The 22,040-nt window shown below is 67.9% G+C and carries 29 protein-coding genes; 28 read left to right on the top strand and 1 reads right to left on the bottom strand.

The genetic code is table 11. The features are described from left to right. The first annotated feature begins 141 nt into the window (after positions 1-141). The 16 genes from ABEA30_RS12535 to ABEA30_RS12460 all read left to right on the top strand — a co-directional run bounded on the left by ABEA30_RS12535 (position 142) and on the right by ABEA30_RS12460 (position 12,143). The gene (locus ABEA30_RS12535) at positions 142-3,444 is read left to right on the top strand and encodes an ABC transporter ATP-binding protein/permease (protein ID WP_345583328.1); all 3,303 of its coding nucleotides are present in this window, start codon (positions 142-144) and stop codon (positions 3,442-3,444) included. 203 nt (positions 3,445-3,647) lie between these two features. Next, complete coding sequence (gene rplN, locus ABEA30_RS12530; RefSeq protein ID WP_076058004.1) at positions 3,648-4,016, top strand: 50S ribosomal protein L14; 369 nt, start codon at positions 3,648-3,650, stop codon at positions 4,014-4,016. A gap of 1 nt (position 4,017) precedes the next feature. Continuing rightward, a complete protein-coding gene (gene rplX / locus ABEA30_RS12525; RefSeq protein WP_345583324.1) occupies positions 4,018-4,386 on the top strand; it encodes a 50S ribosomal protein L24 in 369 nt (122 codons plus the stop codon). Then, positions 4,386-5,015 (top strand): 50S ribosomal protein L5, encoded by a 630-nt coding sequence (rplE, locus tag ABEA30_RS12520; protein WP_345583322.1) that lies wholly within the window; start codon positions 4,386-4,388, stop codon positions 5,013-5,015. The genes rplX and rplE overlap by 1 nt, the downstream gene beginning before the upstream one ends. A 9-nt stretch (positions 5,016-5,024) precedes the next feature. After that, positions 5,025-5,210 carry a type Z 30S ribosomal protein S14 gene (locus ABEA30_RS12515; protein ID WP_040284670.1) on the top strand — a complete coding sequence of 62 codons (186 nt, stop codon included), beginning with the start codon at positions 5,025-5,027 and terminating at the stop codon, positions 5,208-5,210. Between the two features lie 75 nt (positions 5,211-5,285). Further along, positions 5,286-5,690: a 30S ribosomal protein S8 gene (gene rpsH, locus ABEA30_RS12510; RefSeq protein ID WP_345583319.1), complete on the top strand. Its 405-nt coding sequence runs from the start codon at positions 5,286-5,288 to the stop codon at positions 5,688-5,690. Between the two features lie 27 nt (positions 5,691-5,717). Then, positions 5,718-6,260, top strand: coding sequence for a 50S ribosomal protein L6 (rplF, locus tag ABEA30_RS12505; protein WP_345583317.1), 543 nt, complete (start codon positions 5,718-5,720; stop codon positions 6,258-6,260). 3 nt (positions 6,261-6,263) lie between these two features. Further along, positions 6,264-6,647 (top strand): 50S ribosomal protein L18, encoded by a 384-nt coding sequence (rplR, locus tag ABEA30_RS12500; RefSeq protein WP_345583315.1) that lies wholly within the window; start codon positions 6,264-6,266, stop codon positions 6,645-6,647. Positions 6,648-6,671: 24 nt separating this feature from the next. Then, on the top strand, positions 6,672-7,286 hold the full coding sequence (gene rpsE, locus ABEA30_RS12495) for a 30S ribosomal protein S5 (RefSeq protein WP_345583313.1): 615 nt from the start codon (positions 6,672-6,674) through the stop codon (positions 7,284-7,286). Continuing rightward, a complete protein-coding gene (rpmD, locus tag ABEA30_RS12490; RefSeq protein WP_345583311.1) occupies positions 7,286-7,468 on the top strand; it encodes a 50S ribosomal protein L30 in 183 nt (60 codons plus the stop codon). Before rpsE ends, rpmD begins: the two co-directional genes overlap by 1 nt. A 1-nt stretch (position 7,469) precedes the next feature. Beyond that, entirely contained in the window at positions 7,470-7,910 is a 441-nt protein-coding gene (gene rplO / locus ABEA30_RS12485; protein WP_345583309.1) for a 50S ribosomal protein L15, read from the top strand. Between the two features lie 186 nt (positions 7,911-8,096). After that, positions 8,097-9,410 carry a preprotein translocase subunit SecY gene (gene secY / locus ABEA30_RS12480; RefSeq protein ID WP_345583307.1) on the top strand — a complete coding sequence of 438 codons (1,314 nt, stop codon included), beginning with the start codon at positions 8,097-8,099 and terminating at the stop codon, positions 9,408-9,410. After that, positions 9,407-9,985, top strand: coding sequence for an adenylate kinase (locus ABEA30_RS12475; RefSeq protein WP_345583305.1), 579 nt, complete (start codon positions 9,407-9,409; stop codon positions 9,983-9,985). The genes secY and ABEA30_RS12475 overlap by 4 nt, the downstream gene beginning before the upstream one ends. A gap of 2 nt (positions 9,986-9,987) precedes the next feature. Then, complete coding sequence (gene map, locus ABEA30_RS12470) at positions 9,988-10,803, top strand: type I methionyl aminopeptidase (RefSeq protein WP_345583304.1); 816 nt, start codon at positions 9,988-9,990, stop codon at positions 10,801-10,803. A 31-nt stretch (positions 10,804-10,834) separates the two neighbouring features. Then, positions 10,835-11,194, top strand: a complete 360-nt coding sequence (locus ABEA30_RS12465; protein ID WP_345583302.1) for a DUF1707 SHOCT-like domain-containing protein — start codon at positions 10,835-10,837, stop codon at positions 11,192-11,194. A gap of 40 nt (positions 11,195-11,234) precedes the next feature. Next, a complete protein-coding gene (locus ABEA30_RS12460; protein ID WP_345583300.1) occupies positions 11,235-12,143 on the top strand; it encodes a neutral zinc metallopeptidase in 909 nt (302 codons plus the stop codon). A gap of 40 nt (positions 12,144-12,183) precedes the next feature. On the opposite strand, the gene ABEA30_RS12455 is transcribed toward ABEA30_RS12460, so the two are convergent. Next, entirely contained in the window at positions 12,184-12,471 is a 288-nt protein-coding gene (locus ABEA30_RS12455) for a YciI family protein (RefSeq protein WP_345583298.1), read from the bottom strand. 129 nt (positions 12,472-12,600) lie between these two features. Between ABEA30_RS12455 and infA the strand changes: the two genes are divergently transcribed. The 12 genes from infA to ABEA30_RS12395 all read left to right on the top strand — a co-directional run bounded on the left by infA (position 12,601) and on the right by ABEA30_RS12395 (position 22,035). Beyond that, complete coding sequence (gene infA, locus ABEA30_RS12450) at positions 12,601-12,822, top strand: translation initiation factor IF-1 (protein WP_040284660.1); 222 nt, start codon at positions 12,601-12,603, stop codon at positions 12,820-12,822. Between the two features lie 149 nt (positions 12,823-12,971). Beyond that, positions 12,972-13,682: an L-ribulose-5-phosphate 4-epimerase gene (locus tag ABEA30_RS12445; RefSeq protein WP_386084684.1), complete on the top strand. Its 711-nt coding sequence runs from the start codon at positions 12,972-12,974 to the stop codon at positions 13,680-13,682. Then, positions 13,682-15,190 (top strand): L-arabinose isomerase, encoded by a 1,509-nt coding sequence (gene araA / locus ABEA30_RS12440; RefSeq protein ID WP_386084671.1) that lies wholly within the window; start codon positions 13,682-13,684, stop codon positions 15,188-15,190. The genes ABEA30_RS12445 and araA overlap by 1 nt, the downstream gene beginning before the upstream one ends. Positions 15,191-15,215: 25 nt before the next feature. After that, positions 15,216-16,220 (top strand): LacI family DNA-binding transcriptional regulator, encoded by a 1,005-nt coding sequence (locus ABEA30_RS12435; RefSeq protein ID WP_345583292.1) that lies wholly within the window; start codon positions 15,216-15,218, stop codon positions 16,218-16,220. A 195-nt stretch (positions 16,221-16,415) separates the two neighbouring features. After that, a complete protein-coding gene (rpmJ, locus tag ABEA30_RS12430) occupies positions 16,416-16,529 on the top strand; it encodes a 50S ribosomal protein L36 (RefSeq protein ID WP_002514836.1) in 114 nt (37 codons plus the stop codon). Positions 16,530-16,723: 194 nt separating this feature from the next. Next, a complete protein-coding gene (gene rpsM, locus ABEA30_RS12425; protein ID WP_345583289.1) occupies positions 16,724-17,098 on the top strand; it encodes a 30S ribosomal protein S13 in 375 nt (124 codons plus the stop codon). Positions 17,099-17,147: 49 nt separating this feature from the next. Beyond that, complete coding sequence (gene rpsK / locus ABEA30_RS12420) at positions 17,148-17,555, top strand: 30S ribosomal protein S11 (protein ID WP_345583287.1); 408 nt, start codon at positions 17,148-17,150, stop codon at positions 17,553-17,555. 32 nt (positions 17,556-17,587) lie between these two features. Then, positions 17,588-18,193 carry a 30S ribosomal protein S4 gene (gene rpsD / locus ABEA30_RS12415; RefSeq protein WP_345583285.1) on the top strand — a complete coding sequence of 202 codons (606 nt, stop codon included), beginning with the start codon at positions 17,588-17,590 and terminating at the stop codon, positions 18,191-18,193. A 125-nt stretch (positions 18,194-18,318) separates the two neighbouring features. After that, positions 18,319-19,341, top strand: coding sequence for a DNA-directed RNA polymerase subunit alpha (locus ABEA30_RS12410; RefSeq protein ID WP_345583283.1), 1,023 nt, complete (start codon positions 18,319-18,321; stop codon positions 19,339-19,341). Positions 19,342-19,378: 37 nt separating this feature from the next. After that, a complete protein-coding gene (gene rplQ / locus ABEA30_RS12405) occupies positions 19,379-19,924 on the top strand; it encodes a 50S ribosomal protein L17 (RefSeq protein ID WP_345583281.1) in 546 nt (181 codons plus the stop codon). An 86-nt stretch (positions 19,925-20,010) separates the two neighbouring features. Further along, positions 20,011-20,973 (top strand): ABC transporter substrate-binding protein, encoded by a 963-nt coding sequence (locus ABEA30_RS12400; protein WP_345583279.1) that lies wholly within the window; start codon positions 20,011-20,013, stop codon positions 20,971-20,973. Between the two features lie 75 nt (positions 20,974-21,048). Continuing rightward, positions 21,049-22,035, top strand: a complete 987-nt coding sequence (locus ABEA30_RS12395; protein WP_345583277.1) for an ABC transporter substrate-binding protein — start codon at positions 21,049-21,051, stop codon at positions 22,033-22,035. The last annotated feature ends 5 nt before the right edge of the window (positions 22,036-22,040 follow it).

The raw sequence follows: 22,040 nt of genomic DNA, 5'->3' as shown, positions 1-22,040 counted from the left end.
CCAGGGCGGTGAGGCGGACGGGACACCCACCACTCTGGCCAGTGCGCCCCCGGGATCACCACGCAGGCCGGACCCTGTGGACAACTGGTTGTGCGCGGGTGGGAAACTGGGGACGGGGATCATCACGCCAGGAGGCCGGCCATGCTCGAGTTGAGGGATGTGCGCAAGTCGTACACCACGGGCGACTTCACGCAGGTCGCGCTCGACGACGTGTCCATCGCCTTCCGCGACAGCGAGTTCGTGGCCGTCCTCGGCCCGTCCGGGTCCGGCAAGACCACCATGCTCAACCTCATCGGCGGCCTCGACCAGTACGACTCGGGAGACCTCGTCATCGACGGCGTCTCCACCGAGCAGTACCGCGACCGCGACTGGGACACCTACCGCAACAACCGCGTCGGCTTCGTCTTCCAGAGTTACAACCTCATCCCGCACCAGAGCGTGCTGGCCAACGTCGAACTCGCGCTCACGCTGGCGGGCGTCGCGCCGGGGGAGCGCCGCCGTCGTGCCCTCGCCGCGCTGGCCGACGTCGGCCTGGCCGAGCACGCCCACAAGCGGCCCAACCAGCTGTCCGGCGGCCAGATGCAGCGGGTGGCCATCGCCCGCGCACTCATCAACGACCCCGAGATCCTGCTGGCCGACGAGCCGACCGGCGCCCTCGATTCGGCCACCAGCGTCCAGATCATGGGGCTGCTGACCAGCATCGCCCGCGACCGGTTGGTGGTCATGGTCACCCACAACCCGGAACTGGCGCACGAGTACGCCACCCGCACCGTCCACCTCAGCGACGGCGCCGTCGTGGCGGACTCCGACCCGTTCCTGCCGGCGGCCGCCGAGGCGACCGACCACAGGTGGGCGCGGCGCACCAGCATGGGCTTCCTCACCGCCATCGCGTTGTCGTTCAACAACCTGATGACCAAGAAGGGCCGCACGCTGATGACGTCGTTCGCCGGCAGCATCGGCATCATCGGCATCGCGGCGATCCTGGCGTTGGCCAACGGCGTGCAGGGCTACATCAAGGGCGTCGAGGAGGACACCCTCTCGCAGTACCCGCTGACCATCCAGGCGCAGGGCTTCGACATGACGTCGATGCTGCTGTCGGCCGGGATGGGCGACGGGGAATCCGGCGGCGGGGCAGGACCTGCCGAGGTGCGGGAGGCGCCGCTCATGGCGAGGATGTTCTCCAGCGTGGGCACCAACGACCTGGGCTCGTTGAAGGCCTTCCTCGACGACGACGGCGGCGGGATTGACTCGCTCGTCAACGCCGTCGAGTACACCTACGACGTGACGCCACAGATCTACGCCGAGGACGCGGCGGGCCGACCGCGCCAGGTCAACCCCGACGCTGCCATGACCGCCCTGGGCTTCCAGCGCCCGACGGCCGCAGCCGGCGTCACGGCCGGCCTGCGCAGCAGCGCCTTCGACGAACTGGTCGGCGACCTGGGCCTGGTCGAGGAACAGTACGACGTGGTCAGCGGACGCTGGCCCGCCGCCCCCGACGAGTTGCTGGTGGTGCTCACCGACACCGGCGGCATCAGCGACCTGGCGCTCTACGCCATGGGCCTGCTGGACCCGGCCGACCTCGACGAGATGGTGCGCCAGATGATGGCGGAGGAGGAGGTGACGACGCCGTCGACCACCCGCAGCTTCAGCTACGACGACGTGATGGGCGTCACCTTCAGGCTCGTGGAGGCCGCCGACTACTACGTGCACGACGACGACTTCGACGTGTGGACCGACCGCAGCCAGGACCAGGCCCACGTCGCCCAGCTGGTGCGCGACGGCATGCCGCTGAAGGTCACCGGCATCGCGCGCCCCTCCGGCGACGGCAACGCGACGCTGAGCCCGGGCATCTACTACACGCCGCAGCTCACCGAGCACCTGATGGCGGAGGCGGCCGAGGCGCCCATCGTGCAGGAGCAACTCGCGACCCCCGGCACCAACGTGTTCACCGGCCGCGGGTTCACCGACGAGGCCCCCCTCGAGGAGTTGGACCTCACCTCGCTCTTCACCATCGACGAGGCCGCGGTCACGGCCGCGTTCACCGTCGACGAGGCGAAGCTGCAGCCCGACCTCGGCGCGCTGGACCTGGACCTCGACATGTCGTCGATCAGCCTCGACCCGGCCAAGCTGCCGCCGCTGGACCTCACCTCGGTGCTCGACGGGCTCGACCCCGCGAGCCTGGTGACCCTGCCGGAGGTGCCGGCGCTGCAGCTGCCCGACCTTCCCTCGGTCGACACCGAACTGGTCCTCACCCAGGTGCCGGTGTTCCTCGAGGCGTACACCGCCCACGCAGCGGCGAACGGGCTCGACCCCACCGATGTCGCCGTGGGCGTGCCGTTGTTCGTCGCCTCGGAGGAGGGGGACCTGCTGGTGACCACGATGGCCCAGACGGTGGGGATCGACCGGGCCGCCGTCGAGGCGCAGCTGGGGTCGTACCTGGCGTGGGCGGCCGAGCGGGGGCTCGACCCCGCCGATGTCGCCGGCAACCTCCAGGTGTTCGTCGCGGACCAGCAGCAGGCCTTCCTCGCCGCGGCCATGGACATGGTCGACACCACCGCGCTGCAGGACCAGTTGCAGGCCGAGCTGTCGTCGTACCTGCAGGAGGTGATGGAGGTCTACATGGCCGATGTCGCCTCCCAGCTCACCGAGGAGCTCACCGCACAGGTGGGCAGCGCCCTCGAGTCGACTATGGCCGGCATGGCAGACAACCTGCGCGACGCCGTGGGCATCGACCAGGAGGCCTTCATGTCCGCGTTCCGGATGGAGAAGAGCCAGGAGGAGCTCACCCAGCTGCTGATCGCGGCCGCGTCGACGCGGGCGGCGACGTACGAGTCGAACATGCGCACGCTCGGCCACGCCTCGCCCGACGACCCGTCCGCCGTCAACATCTATCCGATCGACTTCGAGTCCAAGGAGCAGATCACCCAGCTGCTCGACTCGTACAACCAGCGCATGCGCGACTCCGGCCGTGACGAGCAGGTGATCAGCTACTCCGACCTGGTGGGGGCGCTGATGAGTTCGGTCACCGACATCATCAACACCATCAGCTACGTCCTGATCGCGTTCGTGGCGATCTCGCTGGTGGTCTCGTCGATCATGATCGGCGTGATCACCTACATCTCGGTGCTGGAGAGGCGCAAGGAGATCGGCATCCTGCGCGCCGTCGGTGCGAGCAAGCGCGACATCCGCCGCGTGTTCAACGCCGAGACGCTCATCGTCGGGTTCGTCGCGGGCGTGCTGGGCGTGCTGATCACCGCGCTGCTGACGATCCCCACCAACGCGATCGTGCTGGCCCGCTTCGACGTGCCGAACGTCGCGGTGCTGCCATGGGAGGCCGCGGCGGTCCTGGTGCTGGTGAGCATGGGCCTGACTGCGGTCGCCGGGCTGTTGCCCGCGTCGTCGGCCTCGCGCAGGGACCCGGTCGAAGCCCTGCGCAGTGAGTAGGGTGGGCGATTTCGCGCGTGGATACGCCTCCGCTAGACTGATCAGGTTGCCTTGGGTCTGTGCCCCTTCGGGGGGACCTTTCCCGGGCTTCACCATGGCCTCCTCTCCCTCGAGCTGGGGGTTGCCTCCTGGCAGAATCCAGGGGGTTCGTTTCTAGTTTCACAAGGCCTTTCACACGGGAACCGGTGGAGCAAGGAGTAGTAATGATCCAGCAGGAGTCGCGACTCAAGGTCGCCGACAACACTGGTGCGAAGGAAATCCTCTGCATCCGTGTGCTCGGCGGTTCCGGACGTCGCTACGCATTCCTCGGCGACACCATCGTCGCCACCGTCAAGGACGCGATCCCTGGCGGCAACGTGAAGAAGGGCGACGTGGTCAAGGCCGTCGTCGTCCGGACGACCAAGGAACGCCGTCGTCCCGACGGTTCCTACATCAAGTTCGACGAGAACGCAGCCGTGATCCTCAACGCCAACGGTGAGCCCCGCGGCACGCGCATCTTCGGGCCCGTGGCCCGCGAGCTCCGCGACAAGAAGTTCATGCGCATCATCTCGCTCGCCCCGGAGGTGATCTGACATGGCGCTCCACGTCAAGAAGGGTGACCGCGTGAAGGTCCTGTCCGGCAAGGACAAGGGCGTCATCGCCGAGGTCATCGCCGTCGATCCCGCCAACGAGCGCGTGACGGTCCAGGGTGTCAACCTCGTCAAGAAGCACCGTCGTGAGTCGCAGACCGCGACCGGTCGCAAGATCGAAGGCGGCATCATCAACGTCGAGGCCCCCATCCACGCCAGCAACGTGCAGCTCGTGGTGAAGGTCGACGGCAAGGAGGTGACCACACGCGTCGGTTACAAGCGCGTCGAGGTCACCAAGCGTCGTGCCGACGGTTCCGAGTACAAGGCCGAGCGCTCCGTGCGCGTCGCCCGCAAGACGGGGGAGGAGATCTGATGACCGCCACCGCTGAAACCAAGACGATGCCGCGCCTGAAGGCCAAGTACCGCGAGGAGATCGTGCCCGCGCTCCAGCAGGAGTTCGAGTACGCCAACGTCATGCAGATCCCCGGTCTGGTCAAGATCGTGGTGAACATGGGTGTGGGTGAGGCTGCCCGCGACTCGAAGATCATCGAGGGCGCCCTGCGCGACCTGACGGCGATCACCGGTCAGAAGCCCACCGTCACCAAGGCCCGCAAGTCGATCGCGCAGTTCAAGCTGCGTGAAGGCATGCCGATCGGCGCCCACGTCACCCTCCGCGGTGACCGCATGTGGGAGTTCGCCGACCGTCTCCTGACGCTCGCCCTGCCCCGTATCCGTGACTTCCGTGGCCTCAACGGCAACCAGTTCGACGGCAACGGCAACTACACCTTCGGTCTGTCCGAGCAGGTCATGTTCCTCGAGATCGACCAGGACAAGATCGACCGCGTCCGCGGCATGGACATCACCTTCGTGACGTCGGCCAGCAACGATGAGGAAGGCCGTGCGCTGCTGAAGCACCTGGGCTTCCCCTTCAAGGTGAAGGACGACCCGAAGAAGGCGAAGGCCAAGCGTGGCCCCGCGTTCTACGCCAAGAAGAAGAAGTGAGTGAGATAGATGGCTAAGACAGCACTCAAGGTCAAGGCAGCCCGCAAGCCCAAGTTCGCGGTGCGCGCCTACACCCGTTGCCAGAAGTGCGGCCGACCCAAGTCGGTCTACCGCAAGTTCGGTCTGTGCCGCGTCTGCCTGCGCGAGATGGCCCACGCCGGCCAGCTCCCGGGTGTGACCAAGTCGTCCTGGTGACGAGACCCACTACGTCAAATCAACTAACACCAGGTCCGGTCAACCGGAAACCGGTGTGAGAAAGAGGCAATAGTCATGACGATGACTGATCCGATCGCAGACATGCTGACACGTCTGCGCAACGCCAACCAGGCGTACCAGGACTCCACGTCCATGCCGTCGTCGAAGATCAAGGTGGGCATCGCTGAGATCCTCAAGAAGAACGGTTACATCACCGACTACGAGCTCACCGAGGTCGAAGGCCAGGTCGGCAAGGTCCTGAAGGTGACCCTGAAGTACGGCGACTCGCGCGAGCGCTCCATTGCGGGCCTCAAGCGCGTGAGCAAGCCCGGCCTCCGCGTCTACGCGAAGTCCAACGAGCTCCCGAAGGTCCTCGGCGGCCTGGGCATCGCCATCATCTCGACGTCGCAGGGCCTGCTGACCGACCGCGACGCCAAGGCCAAGTCCGTCGGCGGCGAAGTTCTCGCCTACGTCTGGTGACCGGGCGAAGGAAGAGGAGAAACTGATATGTCGCGAATTGGCAGGATGCCCATCACCATCCCGTCCGGTGTCGACGTCAAGCTCGACGGCCGCCAGGTCGACGTCAAGGGGCCCAAGGGCTCGCTGTCGCTGACCATCGCTGAGCCGCTGACCATTGACAAGAACGACGAGGGCCAGCTCGAAGTCACCCGTCCCAACGACGAGCGTGAATCCCGCTCCCTCCACGGCCTGACCCGCACCCTGGTCAACAACATGATCGTGGGCGTCACCGAGGGCTACGAGAAGAAGCTCGAGATCGTCGGTGTCGGTTACCGTGTCATCTCCAAGGGCCCGAAGCAGCTCGAGTTCGCACTCGGCTACTCGCACCCGGTGATCATCGACGCCCCCGAGGGCATCGAGTTCATCGTGGAGACCCCCACGAAGCTGACGATCCAGGGCATCGACAAGCAGGTCGTCGGTGAGACTGCGGCCAACATCCGCAAGCTCCGCAAGCCCGAGCCCTACAAGGGCAAGGGCGTCCGCTACGCGGGCGAGCACGTCCGCCGCAAGGCTGGAAAGGCTGGTAAGTAATCCATGGCGATTTCGATCAGGACCAACAAGACGCTGGCCGCAAAGAGCGCTGCACGCGCTCGTCGCCAGCTGCGTGCCCGCAAGAAGATCAGCGGTTCGCCTGAGCGTCCCCGCCTGGTGGTCACCCGCTCCGCACGTCACCTGTTCGTTCAGGTGATCGACGACCGCGCCGGCAAGACGCTTGCCTCGGCCTCCACCATGGAAGCCGACCTGCGCGCCGCCGAGGCGGACAAGTCGGAGAAGGCCCGCAAGGTCGGTGCCCTCATCGCCGAGCGTGCGAAGGCCGCCGGCGTCGAGAACGTCGTCTTCGACCGTGCCGGCAACAAGTACCACGGGCGGATCGCGGCTCTGGCCGACGCCGCCCGCGAGGCCGGGCTCGGCTTCTAACGACGAAAGGAAAGGGACATCACGATGAGTGAAACCCAGCAGCGCCGTGGCGGTGCTCAGGGGGAGCGTCGTGGCCGTGACGATCGTCGTGGCCAGCAGGCTTCCAAGGAAGAGAACAAGTACCTCGAGAAGGTCGTGGCGATCAACCGTGTCGCCAAGGTCGTCCAGGGCGGTCGTCGCTTCAGCTTCACCGCACTGGTCGTCGTCGGCGACGGCGAGGGCATGGTGGGCGTCGGCTACGGCAAGGCGAAGGAGGTTCCGGCCGCCATCGCCAAGGGCGTTGAGGAGGCCAAGAAGAACTTCTTCCGCGTGCCGCTGATCCAGCGCACCATCCCGCACCCGGTCCAGGGCGAGAAGGCCGGCGGCGTTGTGCTGCTGCGCCCCGCGTCCCCCGGTACCGGTGTCATCGCCGGCGGTGCCACCCGTGCGGTGCTCGAGTGCGCCGGCGTGCACGACGTGCTCGCCAAGTCGCTCGGCTCGCCGAACGCCATCAACGTCGTCCACTCCACCGTGGTCGCGCTCAAGAAGCTCGAGCAGCCTGAGGCCGTGGCCAAGCGCCGTGGCATGGCTGTCGAGGACGTCGCCCCGGCGGCGCTCCTCCGAGCTGCCCGCGAGACCAAGGAAGAGGTGGCTTCCTGATGGCAGAGCTCAAGATCACGCAGGCCAAGTCCTCGGCCGGCGGCAAGCAGTACCAGCGTGACACGCTGCGTACGCTCGGACTCAAGCGCATCGGCGACTCGGTGGTGCGGGAGGATCGTCCCGAGGTCATCGGCATGATCCGCACCGTTGCCCACCTGGTCACCGTGGAAGAGGTGAAGTGAGATGGCGCTGAAACTGCATCATCTGCAGCCCGCCCCGGGCGCCAAGACGGCCAAGACCCGTGTTGGCCGCGGTGAAGGCTCCAAGGGCAAGACCGCCGGTCGCGGTACCAAGGGCACCGGCGCGCGCAAGAACACGCCCGCGAACTTCGAGGGTGGCCAGATGCCTCTGCACATGCGCCTCCCGAAGCTCAAGGGCTTCAAGAACCCGTTCCGGGTCGAGTACCAGGTCGTCAATGTCGGCCGCATCGCTGAGCTCTTCCCCAAGGGCGGCGAAGTGGGCGTCGACGAGTTGGTGGCGGCCGGCGCGGTGCGCGCAGGCAACCTGGTCAAGGTGCTGGGCAACGGCGAGGTGTCCGTGGCCCTCAACGTGACCGCCCACGCGTTCTCGAACTCCGCCAAGGAGAAGCTCGAGGCCGCTGGCGGCTCCGTGACGGCACTGTGACCCGGTCACGCTAGACACACGATTGCGGGGCGGCTCCGGTGACGGGGCCGCCCCGCCGTCATGTGCACGCTCACTCGCACTGTGAGTTGAGTTTCAGCCGGGACCGCCAGCTTGGTAGGCTGCCCTGGTTGCCGTGCTGCGAAAAGCACGGTGGATACGTATCTGCTACCTGGAAAGTAGGGTCGGATGATCTCCGCCTTGGCTAACGCGTTGAGGACGCCGGACCTTCGCAAGAAGCTCCTCTTCACGCTGGGCATCATCGCCGTGTTCCGTCTGGGATCGACGATCCCGTCCCCGAACGTGAACATGGCGCGCATCGACGAATGTCTGGCCATCGCCACGCAGGGCCCGTCCGCGGGCATCTACAACATCATCAACCTCTTCTCCGGTGGTGCGCTGTTGCAGTTGACGATCTTCGCGCTGGGCATCATGCCCTACATCACCGCGTCGATCATCCTCCAGCTCCTCACCGTCGTGATCCCGCGCCTGGAAGCCCTCAAGAAGGAGGGCGCCTCCGGCACCGCGAAGATCACCGAATACACCCGGTACCTCACCCTGGTGCTCGCAGTCCTGAACGCCACCGCGTTCGTGACGCTGGCCCGCACCGGCCAGCTCCTGCCGGGCTGCGAGGGCATCCTCTACTCGGAGGAACTCTTCCCGCTCATCACCATGGTCATGGTCATGACCGCCGGCACCGGCATCATCATGTGGATGGGCGAGCTCATCACCGAGCGCGGCGTCGGCAACGGCATGTCGATCATGATCTTCACCCAGATCGTCGCCAGCTTCCCGACGGGCCTGTGGTCCATCAAGCAGTCGCACCAGGGCGCCACGGGCTGGATCCTGTTCTTCCTCGTGATCGGCATCGGCCTCCTCGTGATGCTGGGCATCATCTGGGTGGAGCAGGGCCAGCGCCGCATCCCGGTGCAGTACGCCAAGCGCATGGTGGGTCGTCGCCTCGTGGGCGGCTCCACCACCTACATCCCGCTGAAGGTCAACCAGTCCGGCGTCATCCCGGTCATCTTCGCCTCGTCGATCATGTACCTGCCCGTGCTCTACGCCACGTTCCGCCCGGAGAGCGCCTTCTCGCAGTGGATCCAGGCGAACTTCACCGGCACCGGCGTGTACTCGTGGGTCTACAACGTGATCCAGTTCGTCCTCATCGTGGCGTTCTGCTACTTCTACGTGTCCATCACCTTCAACCCCGAGGAAGTCTCGGACAACATGAAGAAGTACGGTGGCTTCATCCCTGGCATCCGTGCAGGCAAGCCCACCGAGCGCTACCTCGCCTACGTGCTGTCGCGCCTGACCGCACCTGGCTCGCTCTACCTGGCCGTCGTCGCGCTCATCCCGACCATCGCGTTCATGGCCGTGGGTGCCCAGCAGAACTTCCCGTTCGGCGGTACCTCGATCCTGATCATCGTCGGCGTCGCGCTTGACACGGTCAAGAAGATCGAGAGCCAGCTCCAGCAGCGCAACTACGAGGGCTTCCTGCGGTGAAGCTCCTGATCATGGGTGCCCCCGGAGCTGGGAAGGGCACGCAGGCAACGGCGTTGGCCGACCGCTACGGTGTCCCCGCGATCTCCACCGGCGACATCTTCCGGTTCAACATCAAGAACCAGACGCCGCTCGGCGTCAAGGTCAAGGAGATCATCGACGCGGGGGAGTACGTACCCGACGACGTGACCGAGGAGATCGTGGCCGACAGGCTGGCGCAGCCAGATTGCGAGCCCGGCTTCCTGCTCGACGGCTTCCCGCGCACCATGCACCAGGTGCACTTCCTCGACCGGTACCTGTCGGAGCGGGGCGAGCGGCTCGACGCCGTCGTCTCGCTGCACGTGGAGCCCGAGGCCCTCGTCCAGCGACTGCTGGACCGCGCCATCAAGGAAGGCCGGGCCGACGACAACGCCGACACGATCCGCCGCCGCATGGAGGTCTACGCCGGCCAGACCGCACCGCTGCTGTTCCACTATGAGTCCAAGGGCCTCCTCGTCGACGTCGAGGGCACCGGCACCGTCGACGAGGTGCGCCAGCGCATGTTCGGCGAGCTCGACGCGCACGTCAGCCAGCAGTGACGATGATCGAACTCAAGACGCCGGACGAACTGCGTCTCATGCGCAGGGCGGGCCTCGTCGTCGCTGAAGGGCTCGACGCGATGGTCGCCGCCGCCAGGGCGGGCGTCACCACCGCAGAGGTCGACGCGGTCGGCCGCGAGGTCCTCGCCCGCCACGGCGCCACGTCCTCGTTCCTCGGCTACGGGGCCGACTACGGCGCGCCGTTCCCGGGTGTCGCCTGCATCTCGACCAACAACGAGCTGGTCCACGGGATCCCCGGCGAGCGCGTCCTGCAGGAGGGCGACGTCGTCTCGATCGACTTCGGCGCCATCGTGGACGGCTGGCACGGCGACGCGGCCCGCACGATCATCGTGGGCGCGGGCGCTCCGGAGGACGAGGCGCTGATCGCCGCCACCCGTGAGGCCTTCTGGGCCGGTGCGGCCGCGATGCGCGACGGGGGCCGCGTGGGCGACGTCTCCAAGGCCATCGAGGGCTACGTCAAGGGCCTGCCCACCCGTTACGGCACCCTGCGCGAGTACACGGGACACGGCATCGGCTCCGAGATGCACATGGAGCCCGACGTGCCCAACTGGCACCGCCGCCGCCCCACCCCGCGCCTCTCGGTGGGCATGGCCCTGGCCATCGAGCCGATGCTCACCACGGGCACCCACCAGACGCTCGAACTCGACGACGACTGGACCGTCGTCAGCCGTGACGGTTCCAACGGCTCGCACTGGGAGAACACGGTCGCGATCACGGAGAAGGGCATCTGGGTGTTGACCGAGCACGACGGTGGCGCCGCCCGCCTCGGGGAGCTGTTCGGCCCGCTCGCCGACTGAGGCACCTGCCCCGCCGCCTATGATGGGGACCATGCCGCTGCCTCCCAGCTCGAAGTATCTGCAACGCGCCAATGACCCCGTCGACGAGACGGAGCGGTCGTCCATCACGCAGCGGCTCAACGACGCGTTCGCCGACGGCAGGCTCACCCACGACGAGTACGCCGCGGCCATGGACGTCGTCTACGACGCCCGGACGCTGGGTGACCTCGTGCCGGTCATGGAGAAGCTGCCTGCAGCGGCCACGTCCGTTCCGGCCATCGTCGAGCAGGGTGGCCCACCCGCAGGGCAGGTGTCCGAGGCCCGCAGCCTGGTGCCCGTGGCGGCGCTCGTCGGCATCGTGGGGGTCTCGTTGGTGGCGGTGTTGATCATCCTCCTCCTGCTCATCTTCTGAGATAGTTGCTGCACGCAGTGCAGCAGACAGGGGGTGACCGATGCGCGACCCCGCACGCCGGGTCCGCCCCCGGCGGGCCAAGCGCCGCTTTCCTCGCGGGTTGGTGCTGGGCGCTGCGGCCATCCTCCTGGTGGCGGTGCTGTCCTTCGGGTTGATCGGCCACCGCTTGCTCTCACCGCCCCAGGGGCCCACCCACGACGGCGGGGTGGCCGCCCCCGAACCGGGCGCGGGGGAGTGGGAGCTGCCCGAGCGCAGGTGGGAGGAGATCCCGGAGCCCGACCCGTCGTCGCCGTTCCACGAGGCCCAGGTCACGCCGCTCGACGCGCTGCCCCCTGTGACACTGGAGCGCTGCGCGCAGCCGCAGACGGTCGACAGCGTCACCGCCTGGGAGTCGGCCGTGCGGGACCAGTGGTACTGCGTGCACCGCTCCTGGGCGCCGATCCTGCAGCGGCTCGGCTGGCCGACGGCGGCTCCCCGGGTGCACTTCTTCTCCGGCGAGGGCGACGACAGTGAGTGCGGCTACCTCGAGGCGCCCGCCTTCTACTGCTCCGCCGGGGGCGGCAGCGTGCATTTCGGCGCCCGCCACTTCGACATGGCCCGCACGTGGGACCTGTCGATCAACGAAATGGTCAACCATGAGTACGGCCACCACCTGCAGAGCCTGGCCGGCATCACCCGCGCCAAGACGGCCATGGCCGACGCGCCGTCGACGGAGCGGCGGGCGGAACTGCAGGCCACCTGCTGGTCCGCCGCCATGACGAGGCACAACGAGGCGATCGGGTTCGGGCAGGAGCAGTACGACTCGTGGGTTGCCCGCTTGGAGACCATGCGGGCCGATGGCGTGCACGGTTCGCGTGAGTCCCTGCTGTACTGGGGCACGCGCGGGCTCTACGCCGCCACGATGAATGACTGCAACACGTGGGCGGTGGCGGAGGGTGAGGTCGCCTAGCGTTGTGCCGCCCCAGTGGGGCCCAGCTGGCTCAGGGGGCTCAGTTCTCGGCGAAGATGCCGATGATCGGGTTCCACTCCTCGACGGCACGCTCGGCGATGAGGCCCGCCTCCCAGAAGGGGTCCGGATCCAGGGCACCCGTCACCTCTGCGGCCGATTCGGCGCGCAGCAGCAGGAGCGCGCTGGGCTGGTCCGCCCCGGCCAACGGGCCGCTGGCCACGAGCGGACCGTCGGTGAGCGAGGCGAGGAACGAGCGGTGGCTGGGGCGCACGCGGTCGAGCCCGGCGGTGTCGTCGGTGTAGGTGTAACGCACAGCGAAGAAGGCCATGGGCACAGCGTAGTGGGCAGTCACGTGGCGCCCGGGGTTTGGCCAGCGGCGCAAGTGGGCGTAAAGTTGCCTCTTGGAGTATCATCCGGCGCGCGCTCAGAGCGCCCGGTGGCGAACAGAAGAGAGTTTATGGCGAAGAAAGAGGGAGCCCTCGAACTCGAGGGCACCGTGGTCGAGGCCCTGCCGAACGCGATGTTCCGCGTCGAACTGGCCAACGGCCACAAGGTCCTGACCACCATCAGCGGCAAGATGCGGCAGCACTACATCCGTATCCTGCCGTCGGACCGCGTCGTCGTGGAGTTGTCGCCCTACGACCTGACCCGCGGCCGCATCGTCTACCGACACAAGTGAGACGTGCGGCTACGGCCGCACCTTGCGCAGGCGCTGTCTGGTCCTCCCGGACCGGCGGCGCCTTTCTCTTGCCCCCAACCCCCAGGCGCGACATGATGTGGCATCATAAAGTGAACGTTCACATCTAGGAGGCAATGGTGCCCGTCGTGCTGTCCCAACTAACCCCCGGTGAGCAGGCAGCCGTCGCTGCCACACGGGAGCGCGTGGCCAGGCTCCACGCTGAGCTGCCCCGCAACGAGCTGGTCGTCTGGACCGCCGGCAACGTGTCCGAACGCGTGCCCGGCCTCGACCTCTTCGTCATCAAGCCCTCGGGCGTGTCCTACGACGAGCTGGGGCCCGACGTCATGGTCGTGTGCACCCTCGACGGGCGCAAGATCGTCGACGGCACCCCCGATGCCCTGAGCCCGTCGTCGGACACCGCCGCCCACGCCTACGTGTACCGCCACATGCCCGAGGTGGGCGGTGTGGTGCACACGCATTCGACCTACGCGACGGCGTGGGCCGCCCGCCGCGAACCCATCCCGTGCGTGCTCACGATGATGGCCGACGAGTTCGGGGGCGACGTACCCGTCGGGCCCTTCGCGCTCATCGGGGACGACTCGATCGGCAGGGGCATCGTCGAGACCCTGCGCGATTCCAACAGCCCGGCCGTCCTGATGGCCAACCACGGACCGTTCACCATCGGCAAGGACGCCCGCGCTGCCGTCAAGGCCGCGGTGATGGTGGAGGAGGTGGCGCGCACCATCCACATCGCGCGCCAGCTCGGCGAACCGCTCCGCATCGACGATGCGGACGTCGCCCGCCTGTACGACAGGTACCAGAACGTCTACGGCCAGCAGGCCGAGGAACAGGAGAACTGATGCGCAACCCATTCGAGACCAAGGAGATCTGGTTCCTCACCGGGTCGCAGGACCTCTACGGCCCGGAGACTCTGGAGCAGGTGGCAGAGCAGTCGCGCAACGTGGCGGCGCTGCTCGACGGCGCCGACGACATCCCCGTGAAGGTGGTGTGGCGCCCCACGCTGAGGGACCGCGACGCCATCCGCGCCGAGATGCTCGCCGCGAACGCAGACCCCGCCTGCATCGGCGTGATCACCTGGATGCACACGTTCTCGCCCGCGAAGATGTGGATCCTCGGACTCGGGGCGCTGGACAAGCCCCTGTTGCACCTGCACACGCAGGCGTCCGCGGAGCTGCCGTGGGCGACCATCGACATGGACTACATGAACCTCAACCAGGCCGCCCACGGGGACCGCGAGTACGCCTACATCCTGTCCCGGCTCGGCAAGGCGCGCCGCACCGTCGTCGGCCACGCGTCGGATCCGGCGGTGCAGGCCAAGGTCGGCACCTGGGCCAGGGCTGCGGCCGGCTGGGACGCGCTCCACGACCTGCGCTTGGCACGCTTCGGCGACAACATGCGCAACGTCGCGGTCACCGAGGGCGACAAGACCGAGGCCGAGGTGCGGCTCGGGGTCTCGGTCAACACCTGGGGCGTCAACGACCTGGTGGCCGCCGTCGACGCGGTCGACGAGGCGGAGGTCGACGCGCTCGTCGCCGAGTACGAGGACCGCTACGACGTGGCACCCGAGCTGCGGAGGGGAGCCGAGCGCCACGAGTCGCTGCGCTACGCCGCACGCCAGGAGATCGGCCTGCGCGCCTTCCTCGTCGAAGGCGGGTTCGGGGCCTTCACGACGAACTTCGAGGACCTCGGCGGGCTCAAGCAGCTGCCCGGCCTCGCCGTCCAGCGCCTGATGGCCGACGGCTACGGTTTCGGTGCCGAGGGTGACTGGAAGACCGCCATCCTCGTGCGAGCAGCGAAGGTGATGGGCCACGGCCTGCCCGGCGGTGCCTCGCTGATGGAGGACTACTGCTACCACATGGTCGCCGGCGAGGAGAAGATCCTCGGCGCCCACATGCTGGAGATCTGCCCCACGCTCACCACTGCGAAGCCCCGGGTCGAGATCCACCCCCTCGGCATCGGCGACCGCGAGGACCCGGTCCGCATGGTCTTCGACGCCGACCCGGGCCCGGCGCTCGTGGTCGCGATGTCGGACATGCGCGAGCGGTTCCGCCTCACGATGAACGTCGTGCGCAACGTGGAGCCCGACGAGCCGCTGCCGAACCTGCCGGTGGCGAGGGCCGTCTGGGTCCCGGAGCCCGATTTCGCCACCTCGGCCGAGTGCTGGCTCACCTCCGGCGCCGCGCACCACACCGTGATGACGACGGCGACCTCCCGCGAGATGTGGGAGGACCTGGCCGAGATCGCCGGCATGGAGCTGGCCGTCATCGATGCCGACACCACTGCGCGCGGCTTCGCGCGTGACCTGAGGCTCGAAGCGGCCTACCACCGTCTGACCCAGGGCGTGTGACGCGCAGTGGCGAGGGGCTAGTCAAATGGCGGAGAGGCGTGGGCGACCACCCGGGATCCGGGCCGTGGCCGGGTTGGCGGGAGTGTCGCACCAGACGGTCTCCCGCGTGCTCAACGAGCCCGACACCGTGCGGCCCGCCACGGCAGAACGGGTCCACACCGCGATGCGCGAGCTGGGCTTCACCCGCAACTTGGCGGCCCGTTCGCTGGTGACCCAGCAGACGGCCCTGCTGGGCGTGGTCTGGACGGGGGCGCAGTACCTCGGCCCCACCAGTGCGGTCGGCGGCATCGAGGTGGCGGCCCGGGCCGCTGGCTACTCGACGCTGGTCGGGGCCCTGGAGCAGTTCGAGCAGGGCGCCCTGGAGGACGTGCTGCGCAACTTCCGCGACCGCGGCGTCGAGGGGCTCGTCATCGTGGCACCCTTCGAGCGCGTCGCAGACCTGGCCCGCACGCACGCGCGCGGGATCCCGACGGTACTGGTGGCCGACGCCGGGCCGGACGCCGAGTTCCACGTCGCGAGCGTCGACCAGGAACTGGGCGGCCGGCTGGGCACCCGCCACCTGGTCGAACGTGGCTGCCGGCGCATCGTGCACCTCTCCGGGCCCCTGGCCTGGTTCGACGCCCGGGCACGTGCCCGCGGTTGGCGCTCGACCCTGGATGGGGCAGGGCTGGAGGTGCTGCCCATCCTGGAGGGCGACTGGAGCCCCGACAGCGGCTACGCGCTCGGCCTCGAACTCGTCGCCGGGGGAGAGCTCCCCGACGGCATCCTCTGCGGCAACGACGCCATGGCCGTCGGCCTGCTCGCCGCCCTACGGGGTGCCGGGGTCGACGTGCCCGGGCAGGTCAGCGTCGTCGGCTTCGACGACCTGGCCGGCGCCCGGTACTACAGCCCGCCGCTCACGACGGTGGCCCAGCCCTTCGTGGAACTCGGCCGCTCCGCCGTCGAACTCCTCGTGCGGGCCATCGAGGGCGCCCCGCCGAGCGTGGTCAGGCTCACCCCGGAACTGCGCATCCGCTCCAGCGTGCGATGAGCGCACGCGGGGGCGGGCCGCATGGCGCGGACGCAGCGCGCACGCTTTTGCCTTCCGGGGGCCCGTCGCGTAGAGTTGTCCCTCGGTCGTCATGTCCGTGCGCGCCCGCGTGCCCGTTACGCTTCGACCACAGCTCATCCACCACAAGATTGGGCGCGCCCTGCGCTCCCAGTCGCCGATTGAAAAGGTTGCTCGATGAAGGTTCAGCCGAGCGTCAAGAAGATCTGCGACAAGTGCAAGGTCATTCGCCGGCACGGTCGTGTGATGGTGATCTGCGACAACCCGCGCCACAAGCAGCGCCAGGGCTGATCACAGGCCACCGCGGGCAGCGGCTCCAGTAGCCCAGCCCCGCCAGACAACTGAAACAACGTGATAGCTAGATCCCCCAGCGGGATCGACCACCCTTGGACGAAGGCCAAGGCCCCGTCGGCGCTCGAGCCGAGCGCCACAGGCGGCGGGGATGCGTCACGCCCATACCTTCGCCCACGAAAGGAAACCGCCTGATGGCACGCCTCGTTGGTGTTGACCTGCCGCGCGAAAAGCGCCTTGAGGTCGCACTCACCTACATCTTCGGCATCGGCCGTACCCGCGCCGCCGAAACCCTCGCCGCGACTGGAGTCTCCGGCGATCTCCGCGTCCACCAGCTGACCGACGACCAGCTCGTCGCGCTGCGCGACCACATCGAAGGCAACTACGAGATCGAGGGTGACCTCCGTCGTAGCACCGCCGCCGACATCCGCCGCAAGGTCGAGATCGGCAACTACCAGGGCCGCCGCCACCGCAGCGGTCTCCCGGTCCGTGGTCAGCGCACCCGCACCAACGCCCGCACCCGCAAGGGCAAGAAGAAGGCCGTCGCCGGCAAGAAGAAGGCACGCTGACCCCCGGGTGAGCGCCTTCCCACAAGGACTCAAGGAGACTTAAAAACTTATGGCTACTGCAAGCCGCAAGGCCGGCGCCAAGACCAAGGGCCGCCGCAAGGAAAAGAAGAACGTGCTCGCCGGTCAGGCGCACATCAAGAGCACCTTCAACAACACCATCATCTCGATCACCGACCCCACGGGCGCCGTGATCTCGTGGGCCTCCGCCGGCACCGTCGGCTTCAAGGGCTCGCGCAAGTCGACCCCGTTCGCCGCCCAGATGGCCGCTGAGGCCGCTGGTCGCCGCGCCATGGAGCACGGCATGAAGCGCGTCGACGTGTTCGTCAAGGGCCCCGGCTCCGGCCGCGAGACCGCCATCCGTTCGCTCGGTGCCGTCGGCCTGGAGGTCGGCGCCATCTCCGACGTGACCCCCACGCCGCACAACGGCTGCCGTCCGCCGAAGCGCCGTCGCGTCTGATCCGGCCCGAGAGAGAATAGGACACACACATCATGGCTCGTTACACCGGCCCGATCACCAAGAAGTCCCGTCGCCTCGGGATCGACCTCGTCGGCAACGACAAGGCGTTCGAGCGTCGTCCGTACCCCCCGGGCCAGCACGGCCGCGGGCGCACGAAGGACTCCGAGTACTCGCTGCAGCTCCGTGAGAAGCAGAAGGCACGTTTCGCCTACGGCGTGCTCGAGAAGCAGTTCCGTCGCTACTACGAAGAGGCCGACCGTCACCCCGGCAAGACCGGTGACCGTCTGCTGCAGATCCTCGAGTCGCGCCTCGACAACGTCGTGTACCGCGCAGGCTTCGCGCAGACCCGCCGTCAGGCCCGTCAGCTCGTCGTCCACGGCCACTTCCTGGTCAACGGTCAGCGCGTCAACATCCCGTCGTACCGCGTCCGCGCCAAGGACATCATCGACGTGACCGAGAAGTCGCTGAACCTCACCCCGTTCGTCATCGCCCGTGAGACCCACGGCGAGCGTTCGGTCCCCGCATGGCTCGAAGCGCGGCCCAACCGCATGCGCATCCTCGTGCACCAGCTCCCCGTCCGCGAGCAGATCGTGATCGACGTCCAGGAGCAGATGATCGTCGAGCTCTACTCGAAGTGATCCATCGGGGCGTCAGCCCCACCACCGCCCCGCCCGGCTCGCTCCGGGCGGGGCGCTGGGCCCGATGGTCGGGTCCCAGCACTTATCGCGCCTTCATATAGCGGTTGGCGCGGGAAGGAACACCAATGCTCATCGCACAGCGTCCCGTCCTCACGGAAGAGGTGGTCTCCGACCACCGCTCGCGCTTCGTCATCGAGCCGCTCGAGCCCGGCTTCGGCTACACGCTCGGCAACTCGCTGCGTCGCACCCTGCTGTCGTCCATCCCGGGCGCCTCGGTCACCAGCATCAAGATCGAAGGCAACCAGCACGAGTTCTCCACGGTGGAGGGCGTCGTCGAGGACGTCACCGAGATCATCCTCAACCTCAAGGGCCTCGTGCTGTCCTCGGAGGAGGACGAGCCCGTCGTCATGTACCTGCGCAAGGCCGGCGCCGGCTCCGTCACCGCCGGTGACATCCAGCCCCCGGCCGGTGTCGAGATCCACAACCCCGAGATGCACATCGCCACGCTCAACGAGTCGGGCAAGCTCGAGATGGAACTCGTCGTCGAGCGGGGCCGCGGTTACGTCAGCGCCGCGCTGAACAAGGACCCCGATTCCGAGATCGGCCGCATCCCGGTCGACTCGATCTACTCGCCGGTCCTCAAGGTGACCTACAAGGTCGAGGCCACCCGTGTCGCCCAGCGCACCGACTTCGACCGCCTGATCGTCGACGTCGAGACCAAGCCGTCGATGACCCCGCGTGACGCCGTCGCCTCCGCCGGCACCACCCTCGTCGAACTCTTCGGCCTGGCCCGCGAGCTCAACGTGGACGCCGAGGGCATCGAGATCGGCCCGTCGCCGGTCGACGAGCAGATCGCCGAGTCGCTGAACCTCCCGGTCGAGGACCTGGAACTGTCCGTGCGTTCCTACAACTGCCTCAAGCGCGAGGGCATCCACACCGTGGGTGAGCTCGTCGCCCGCAGCGAAGAGGACCTGCTCGACATCCGCAACTTCGGCAGCAAGTCGATCGACGAGGTGCGCGACACGCTCGCCAACCTCGGCCTGTCGCTGCGCGACTCGCACCCCGGCTTCGACCCGATGCAGGCCATCGAGCGTTACGACGAGGACAACGACGAAGACGCTGACTTCGCCGAGACCGAGCAGTACTGACCGCCCACACCGCTACTCACACTGGAGAAATTGACCAATGCCTAAGCCGACCAAGGGCCCCCGTCTGGGCGGTAGCCCCACCCACCAGCGCCACATCCTGCGCAACCTGGCCACCCAGCTCTTCGAGCACGGCCGCATCACCACCACCGAGACCCGCGCGCGTCTCCTGCAGCCGGTCGCCGAGCGACTGATCAGCAAGGCCAAGCGCGGCGACCTGCACAACCGTCGCCAGGTGCTGCAGTCGGTCACCGACGTGGACGTGGTGCGTCGCCTGTTCGACGAGATCGCCCCCACCTTCGAGGGTCGCGACGGTGGCTACACCCGCATCACCAAGGTCGGCCCCCGCAAGGGTGACAACGCGCCGATGGCCGTGATCGAGCTGGTGACCGAGGCCGTCGCCCCGAAGAAGGCCACCAAGGCCGCTCCGGCCGAGGAGCCCAAGGCTGAGGAGGCCGAGGTCGAAGAGGTCGAGGAGGCCACCGAGGCTGAGGAGACCGAAGAGGCCCCCGCCGAGGCCGAGGCCACCGAGGAAGCCGCGGCCGACGAGGCCGCCGCCGACGAGGACGCCGCAGAGTCCAAGTGACGTGAGCACCGAAGGGGCCCCCATCGCGGGGCCCCTTCGCATTTACCGATAAGGTTCTGGATAGTTTTCGCCCAGAGGAGAGTTGAATGCTGCGACGAGTTCTTGCAGGCGCCACGGTGGCCGCCCTGCTGCTGACCGGTTGCGGAGCGCAGGAGAGCGCCCCCGAGAGCGTGTCGATCGGTGGCGTGACCATCGTGTCGCACCCGTCGCTCGACCTCATCTGGGAAGGCGTCAAGGAAGGACTCGCCGACGCAGGCTACGTCGAGGGCGAGAACCTCACCCTCGAGTTCCAGAACCCCCAGGGCGACCAGGCGACCCTCACCAACATCGCCAACACCTACGCGGGCTCCGACCACGACCTGTTCGTCGCCATCGCGACGCCTCCCGCCCAGGCGCTGGCGCAGGTCATCCAGGACCGGCCCATCGTGTTCGCGTCCGTGACCGACCCCGTCGCCGCCGCGCTGGTGGACTCGATGGAGGCGCCCGGCGGCAACGTGACCGGTACCTCCGACCAGCTGCCGACCGACCAGCAGTTGAAGCTCATCCTCGAGATCGACCCCACCGTCGAGACCGTGGGCATCGTCTACTCGGCCTCCGAGGTCAACGCGCAGGTCCAGGCAGAGGCAGCCATCGAGGCAGGCAAGGAACTCGGCATCGAGATCAAGACCGCCACCATCCAGAATTCGTCGGAGGTGCAGCAGGCGGCCGAGTCCCTCGACGTCGACGCCTACTTCACCCTGGTCGACAACACCGTCGTGTCCGCCATGGAGTCGATGGTGCAGGTCGCCGAGCAGAAGCAGGCGCTGCTGGTCAGCTCCGACCCCGACTCCGTGGCACGCGGCGCGGCCGCCGCGCTCGCCACCGACTACAAGGCCCAGGGCCTGCAGACGGCCCGGATGATCGTCGAGATCCTGGAGGGGGCAGCACCGGCCGAAACCCCCGTGCAGCTGCAGGAATCGCTCGAGACCGTCGTCAACGCGGAGGCCGCCGAACGCATGGGCGTGGCCATCCCGCAGGAGGTCCTCGACCGGGCGTCCACCACCGACTGAGGGATGGACGCCGGCGCCCCGGCAGGCGCGGGAACCCTACCCTTGACAGGCACCACCTTTCGCGCAAGGAGAAACATGAAACTCAAGGTTGCTGCGCTCGGCACCATCGCCGCGCTCGCTCTGACCGCCTGCGGTTCCACCACCGAGGGCACCCCCGAGGGGGAGGGCGCGCCCGCTGAGTCCTACAAGGTCGGCATCGCCACCATCGTCTCCCACCCGGCGCTCGACGCCGTGGCCGAGGGCTTCACGGAGGCCATGGCAGAGGCCGGCTACACCGAGGGCGAGAACCTCGAGATCGACCTCCAGAACGCGCAGGGTGACCAGTCCACCCTGACCAACATCGCCAACACGTTCGCAAGCTCGGACTACGACGGCTTCCTCGCCATCGCCACGCCCACCGCGCAGGCGCTGGCCAACGTCATCGCCGACCGACCGATCGTCTTCGGCGCCGTCACCGACCCCGTCGCGGCGGGCCTCATGCAGGACTGGGAAGCCCCGGACGCCAACATCACGGGCGTGTCCGACATGAACCCCATGGACGCCCAGCTCGACCTCATCAAGGAGGTCCTGCCGGAGGCCGCCAGCGTCGGCATCGTGTACTCCTCCGGTGAGGTGAACTCGGAGGTGCAGGTCCAGGAGGCCCAGAAGGCCGCAGAGTCCCGTGGGCTCGAGATCAAGACCGCCACCGTCACCAACTCCGCCGAGGTCCAGCAGGCCGCCGAGTCGCTCGACGTCGACGCCTACCTGATCCCCACCGACAACACGGTGGTCTCGGCCGCAGAGTCGCTCGTGCAGGTCGCCGAACAGAAGTCGGTGGCCGTCTTCGCCTCGGACGAGTCGACCATGGAGCGCGGCGCGGCCGCCGGCCTGTCGGTGAACTACACCCAGCAGGGCAAGGACGCCGCCGCGGTGCTCCTGAAGATGCTGGAGGGTACCCCCGCCTCCGAGATCCCCGTCGAGACGCAGAAGCAGTTCGACCTGTTCGTCAACGAAGAGGCCGCCGCCGCCCAGGGCATCGAACTGCCCGCCGCCGTCGTCGACCGCGCCACCAAGAAGTTCTGAGTCAC

The sequence above is a fragment of the Tessaracoccus lubricantis genome, assembly GCF_039544535.1.
Classification (GTDB): Bacteria; Actinomycetota; Actinomycetes; order Propionibacteriales; family Propionibacteriaceae; genus Arachnia; species Arachnia lubricantis.
Note: the sequence above shows the minus strand (reverse complement) of the source record. Positions and strands in the feature narration are given on the sequence as shown.

Excerpts from the sequence above, each read along its gene's own strand:
- rplO (WP_345583309.1), top strand. The coding sequence starts at position 7,470 with ATGGCGCTGAAACTGCATCATCTGCAGCCCGCCCCGGGCGCCAAGACG.
- rpsK (WP_345583287.1), top strand. The coding sequence starts at position 17,148 with ATGGCTACTGCAAGCCGCAAGGCCGGCGCCAAGACCAAGGGCCGCCGC.
- rpsE (WP_345583313.1), top strand. The coding sequence starts at position 6,672 with ATGAGTGAAACCCAGCAGCGCCGTGGCGGTGCTCAGGGGGAGCGTCGT.
- rpsH (WP_345583319.1), top strand. The coding sequence starts at position 5,286 with ATGACGATGACTGATCCGATCGCAGACATGCTGACACGTCTGCGCAAC.
- infA (WP_040284660.1), top strand. The coding sequence starts at position 12,601 with ATGGCGAAGAAAGAGGGAGCCCTCGAACTCGAGGGCACCGTGGTCGAG.
- ABEA30_RS12535 (WP_345583328.1), top strand. The coding sequence starts at position 142 with ATGCTCGAGTTGAGGGATGTGCGCAAGTCGTACACCACGGGCGACTTC.
- secY (WP_345583307.1), top strand. The coding sequence starts at position 8,097 with ATGATCTCCGCCTTGGCTAACGCGTTGAGGACGCCGGACCTTCGCAAG.
- ABEA30_RS12410 (WP_345583283.1), top strand. The coding sequence starts at position 18,319 with ATGCTCATCGCACAGCGTCCCGTCCTCACGGAAGAGGTGGTCTCCGAC.
- ABEA30_RS12455 (WP_345583298.1), bottom strand. The coding sequence starts at position 12,471 with ATGGCCTTCTTCGCTGTGCGTTACACCTACACCGACGACACCGCCGGG.
- ABEA30_RS12435 (WP_345583292.1), top strand. The coding sequence starts at position 15,216 with ATGGCGGAGAGGCGTGGGCGACCACCCGGGATCCGGGCCGTGGCCGGG.
- rplR (WP_345583315.1), top strand. The coding sequence starts at position 6,264 with ATGGCGATTTCGATCAGGACCAACAAGACGCTGGCCGCAAAGAGCGCT.
- ABEA30_RS12515 (WP_040284670.1), top strand. The coding sequence starts at position 5,025 with ATGGCTAAGACAGCACTCAAGGTCAAGGCAGCCCGCAAGCCCAAGTTC.
- rpsM (WP_345583289.1), top strand. The coding sequence starts at position 16,724 with ATGGCACGCCTCGTTGGTGTTGACCTGCCGCGCGAAAAGCGCCTTGAG.
- ABEA30_RS12465 (WP_345583302.1), top strand. The coding sequence starts at position 10,835 with ATGCCGCTGCCTCCCAGCTCGAAGTATCTGCAACGCGCCAATGACCCC.
- rplE (WP_345583322.1), top strand. The coding sequence starts at position 4,386 with ATGACCGCCACCGCTGAAACCAAGACGATGCCGCGCCTGAAGGCCAAG.
- ABEA30_RS12460 (WP_345583300.1), top strand. The coding sequence starts at position 11,235 with ATGCGCGACCCCGCACGCCGGGTCCGCCCCCGGCGGGCCAAGCGCCGC.
- rplF (WP_345583317.1), top strand. The coding sequence starts at position 5,718 with ATGTCGCGAATTGGCAGGATGCCCATCACCATCCCGTCCGGTGTCGAC.
- rplN (WP_076058004.1), top strand. The coding sequence starts at position 3,648 with ATGATCCAGCAGGAGTCGCGACTCAAGGTCGCCGACAACACTGGTGCG.
- map (WP_345583304.1), top strand. The coding sequence starts at position 9,988 with ATGATCGAACTCAAGACGCCGGACGAACTGCGTCTCATGCGCAGGGCG.
- rpmD (WP_345583311.1), top strand. The coding sequence starts at position 7,286 with ATGGCAGAGCTCAAGATCACGCAGGCCAAGTCCTCGGCCGGCGGCAAG.
- ABEA30_RS12400 (WP_345583279.1), top strand. The coding sequence starts at position 20,011 with ATGCTGCGACGAGTTCTTGCAGGCGCCACGGTGGCCGCCCTGCTGCTG.
- ABEA30_RS12395 (WP_345583277.1), top strand. The coding sequence starts at position 21,049 with ATGAAACTCAAGGTTGCTGCGCTCGGCACCATCGCCGCGCTCGCTCTG.
- rplX (WP_345583324.1), top strand. The coding sequence starts at position 4,018 with ATGGCGCTCCACGTCAAGAAGGGTGACCGCGTGAAGGTCCTGTCCGGC.
- araA (WP_386084671.1), top strand. The coding sequence starts at position 13,682 with ATGCGCAACCCATTCGAGACCAAGGAGATCTGGTTCCTCACCGGGTCG.
- rpsD (WP_345583285.1), top strand. The coding sequence starts at position 17,588 with ATGGCTCGTTACACCGGCCCGATCACCAAGAAGTCCCGTCGCCTCGGG.
- rpmJ (WP_002514836.1), top strand. The coding sequence starts at position 16,416 with ATGAAGGTTCAGCCGAGCGTCAAGAAGATCTGCGACAAGTGCAAGGTC.
- rplQ (WP_345583281.1), top strand. The coding sequence starts at position 19,379 with ATGCCTAAGCCGACCAAGGGCCCCCGTCTGGGCGGTAGCCCCACCCAC.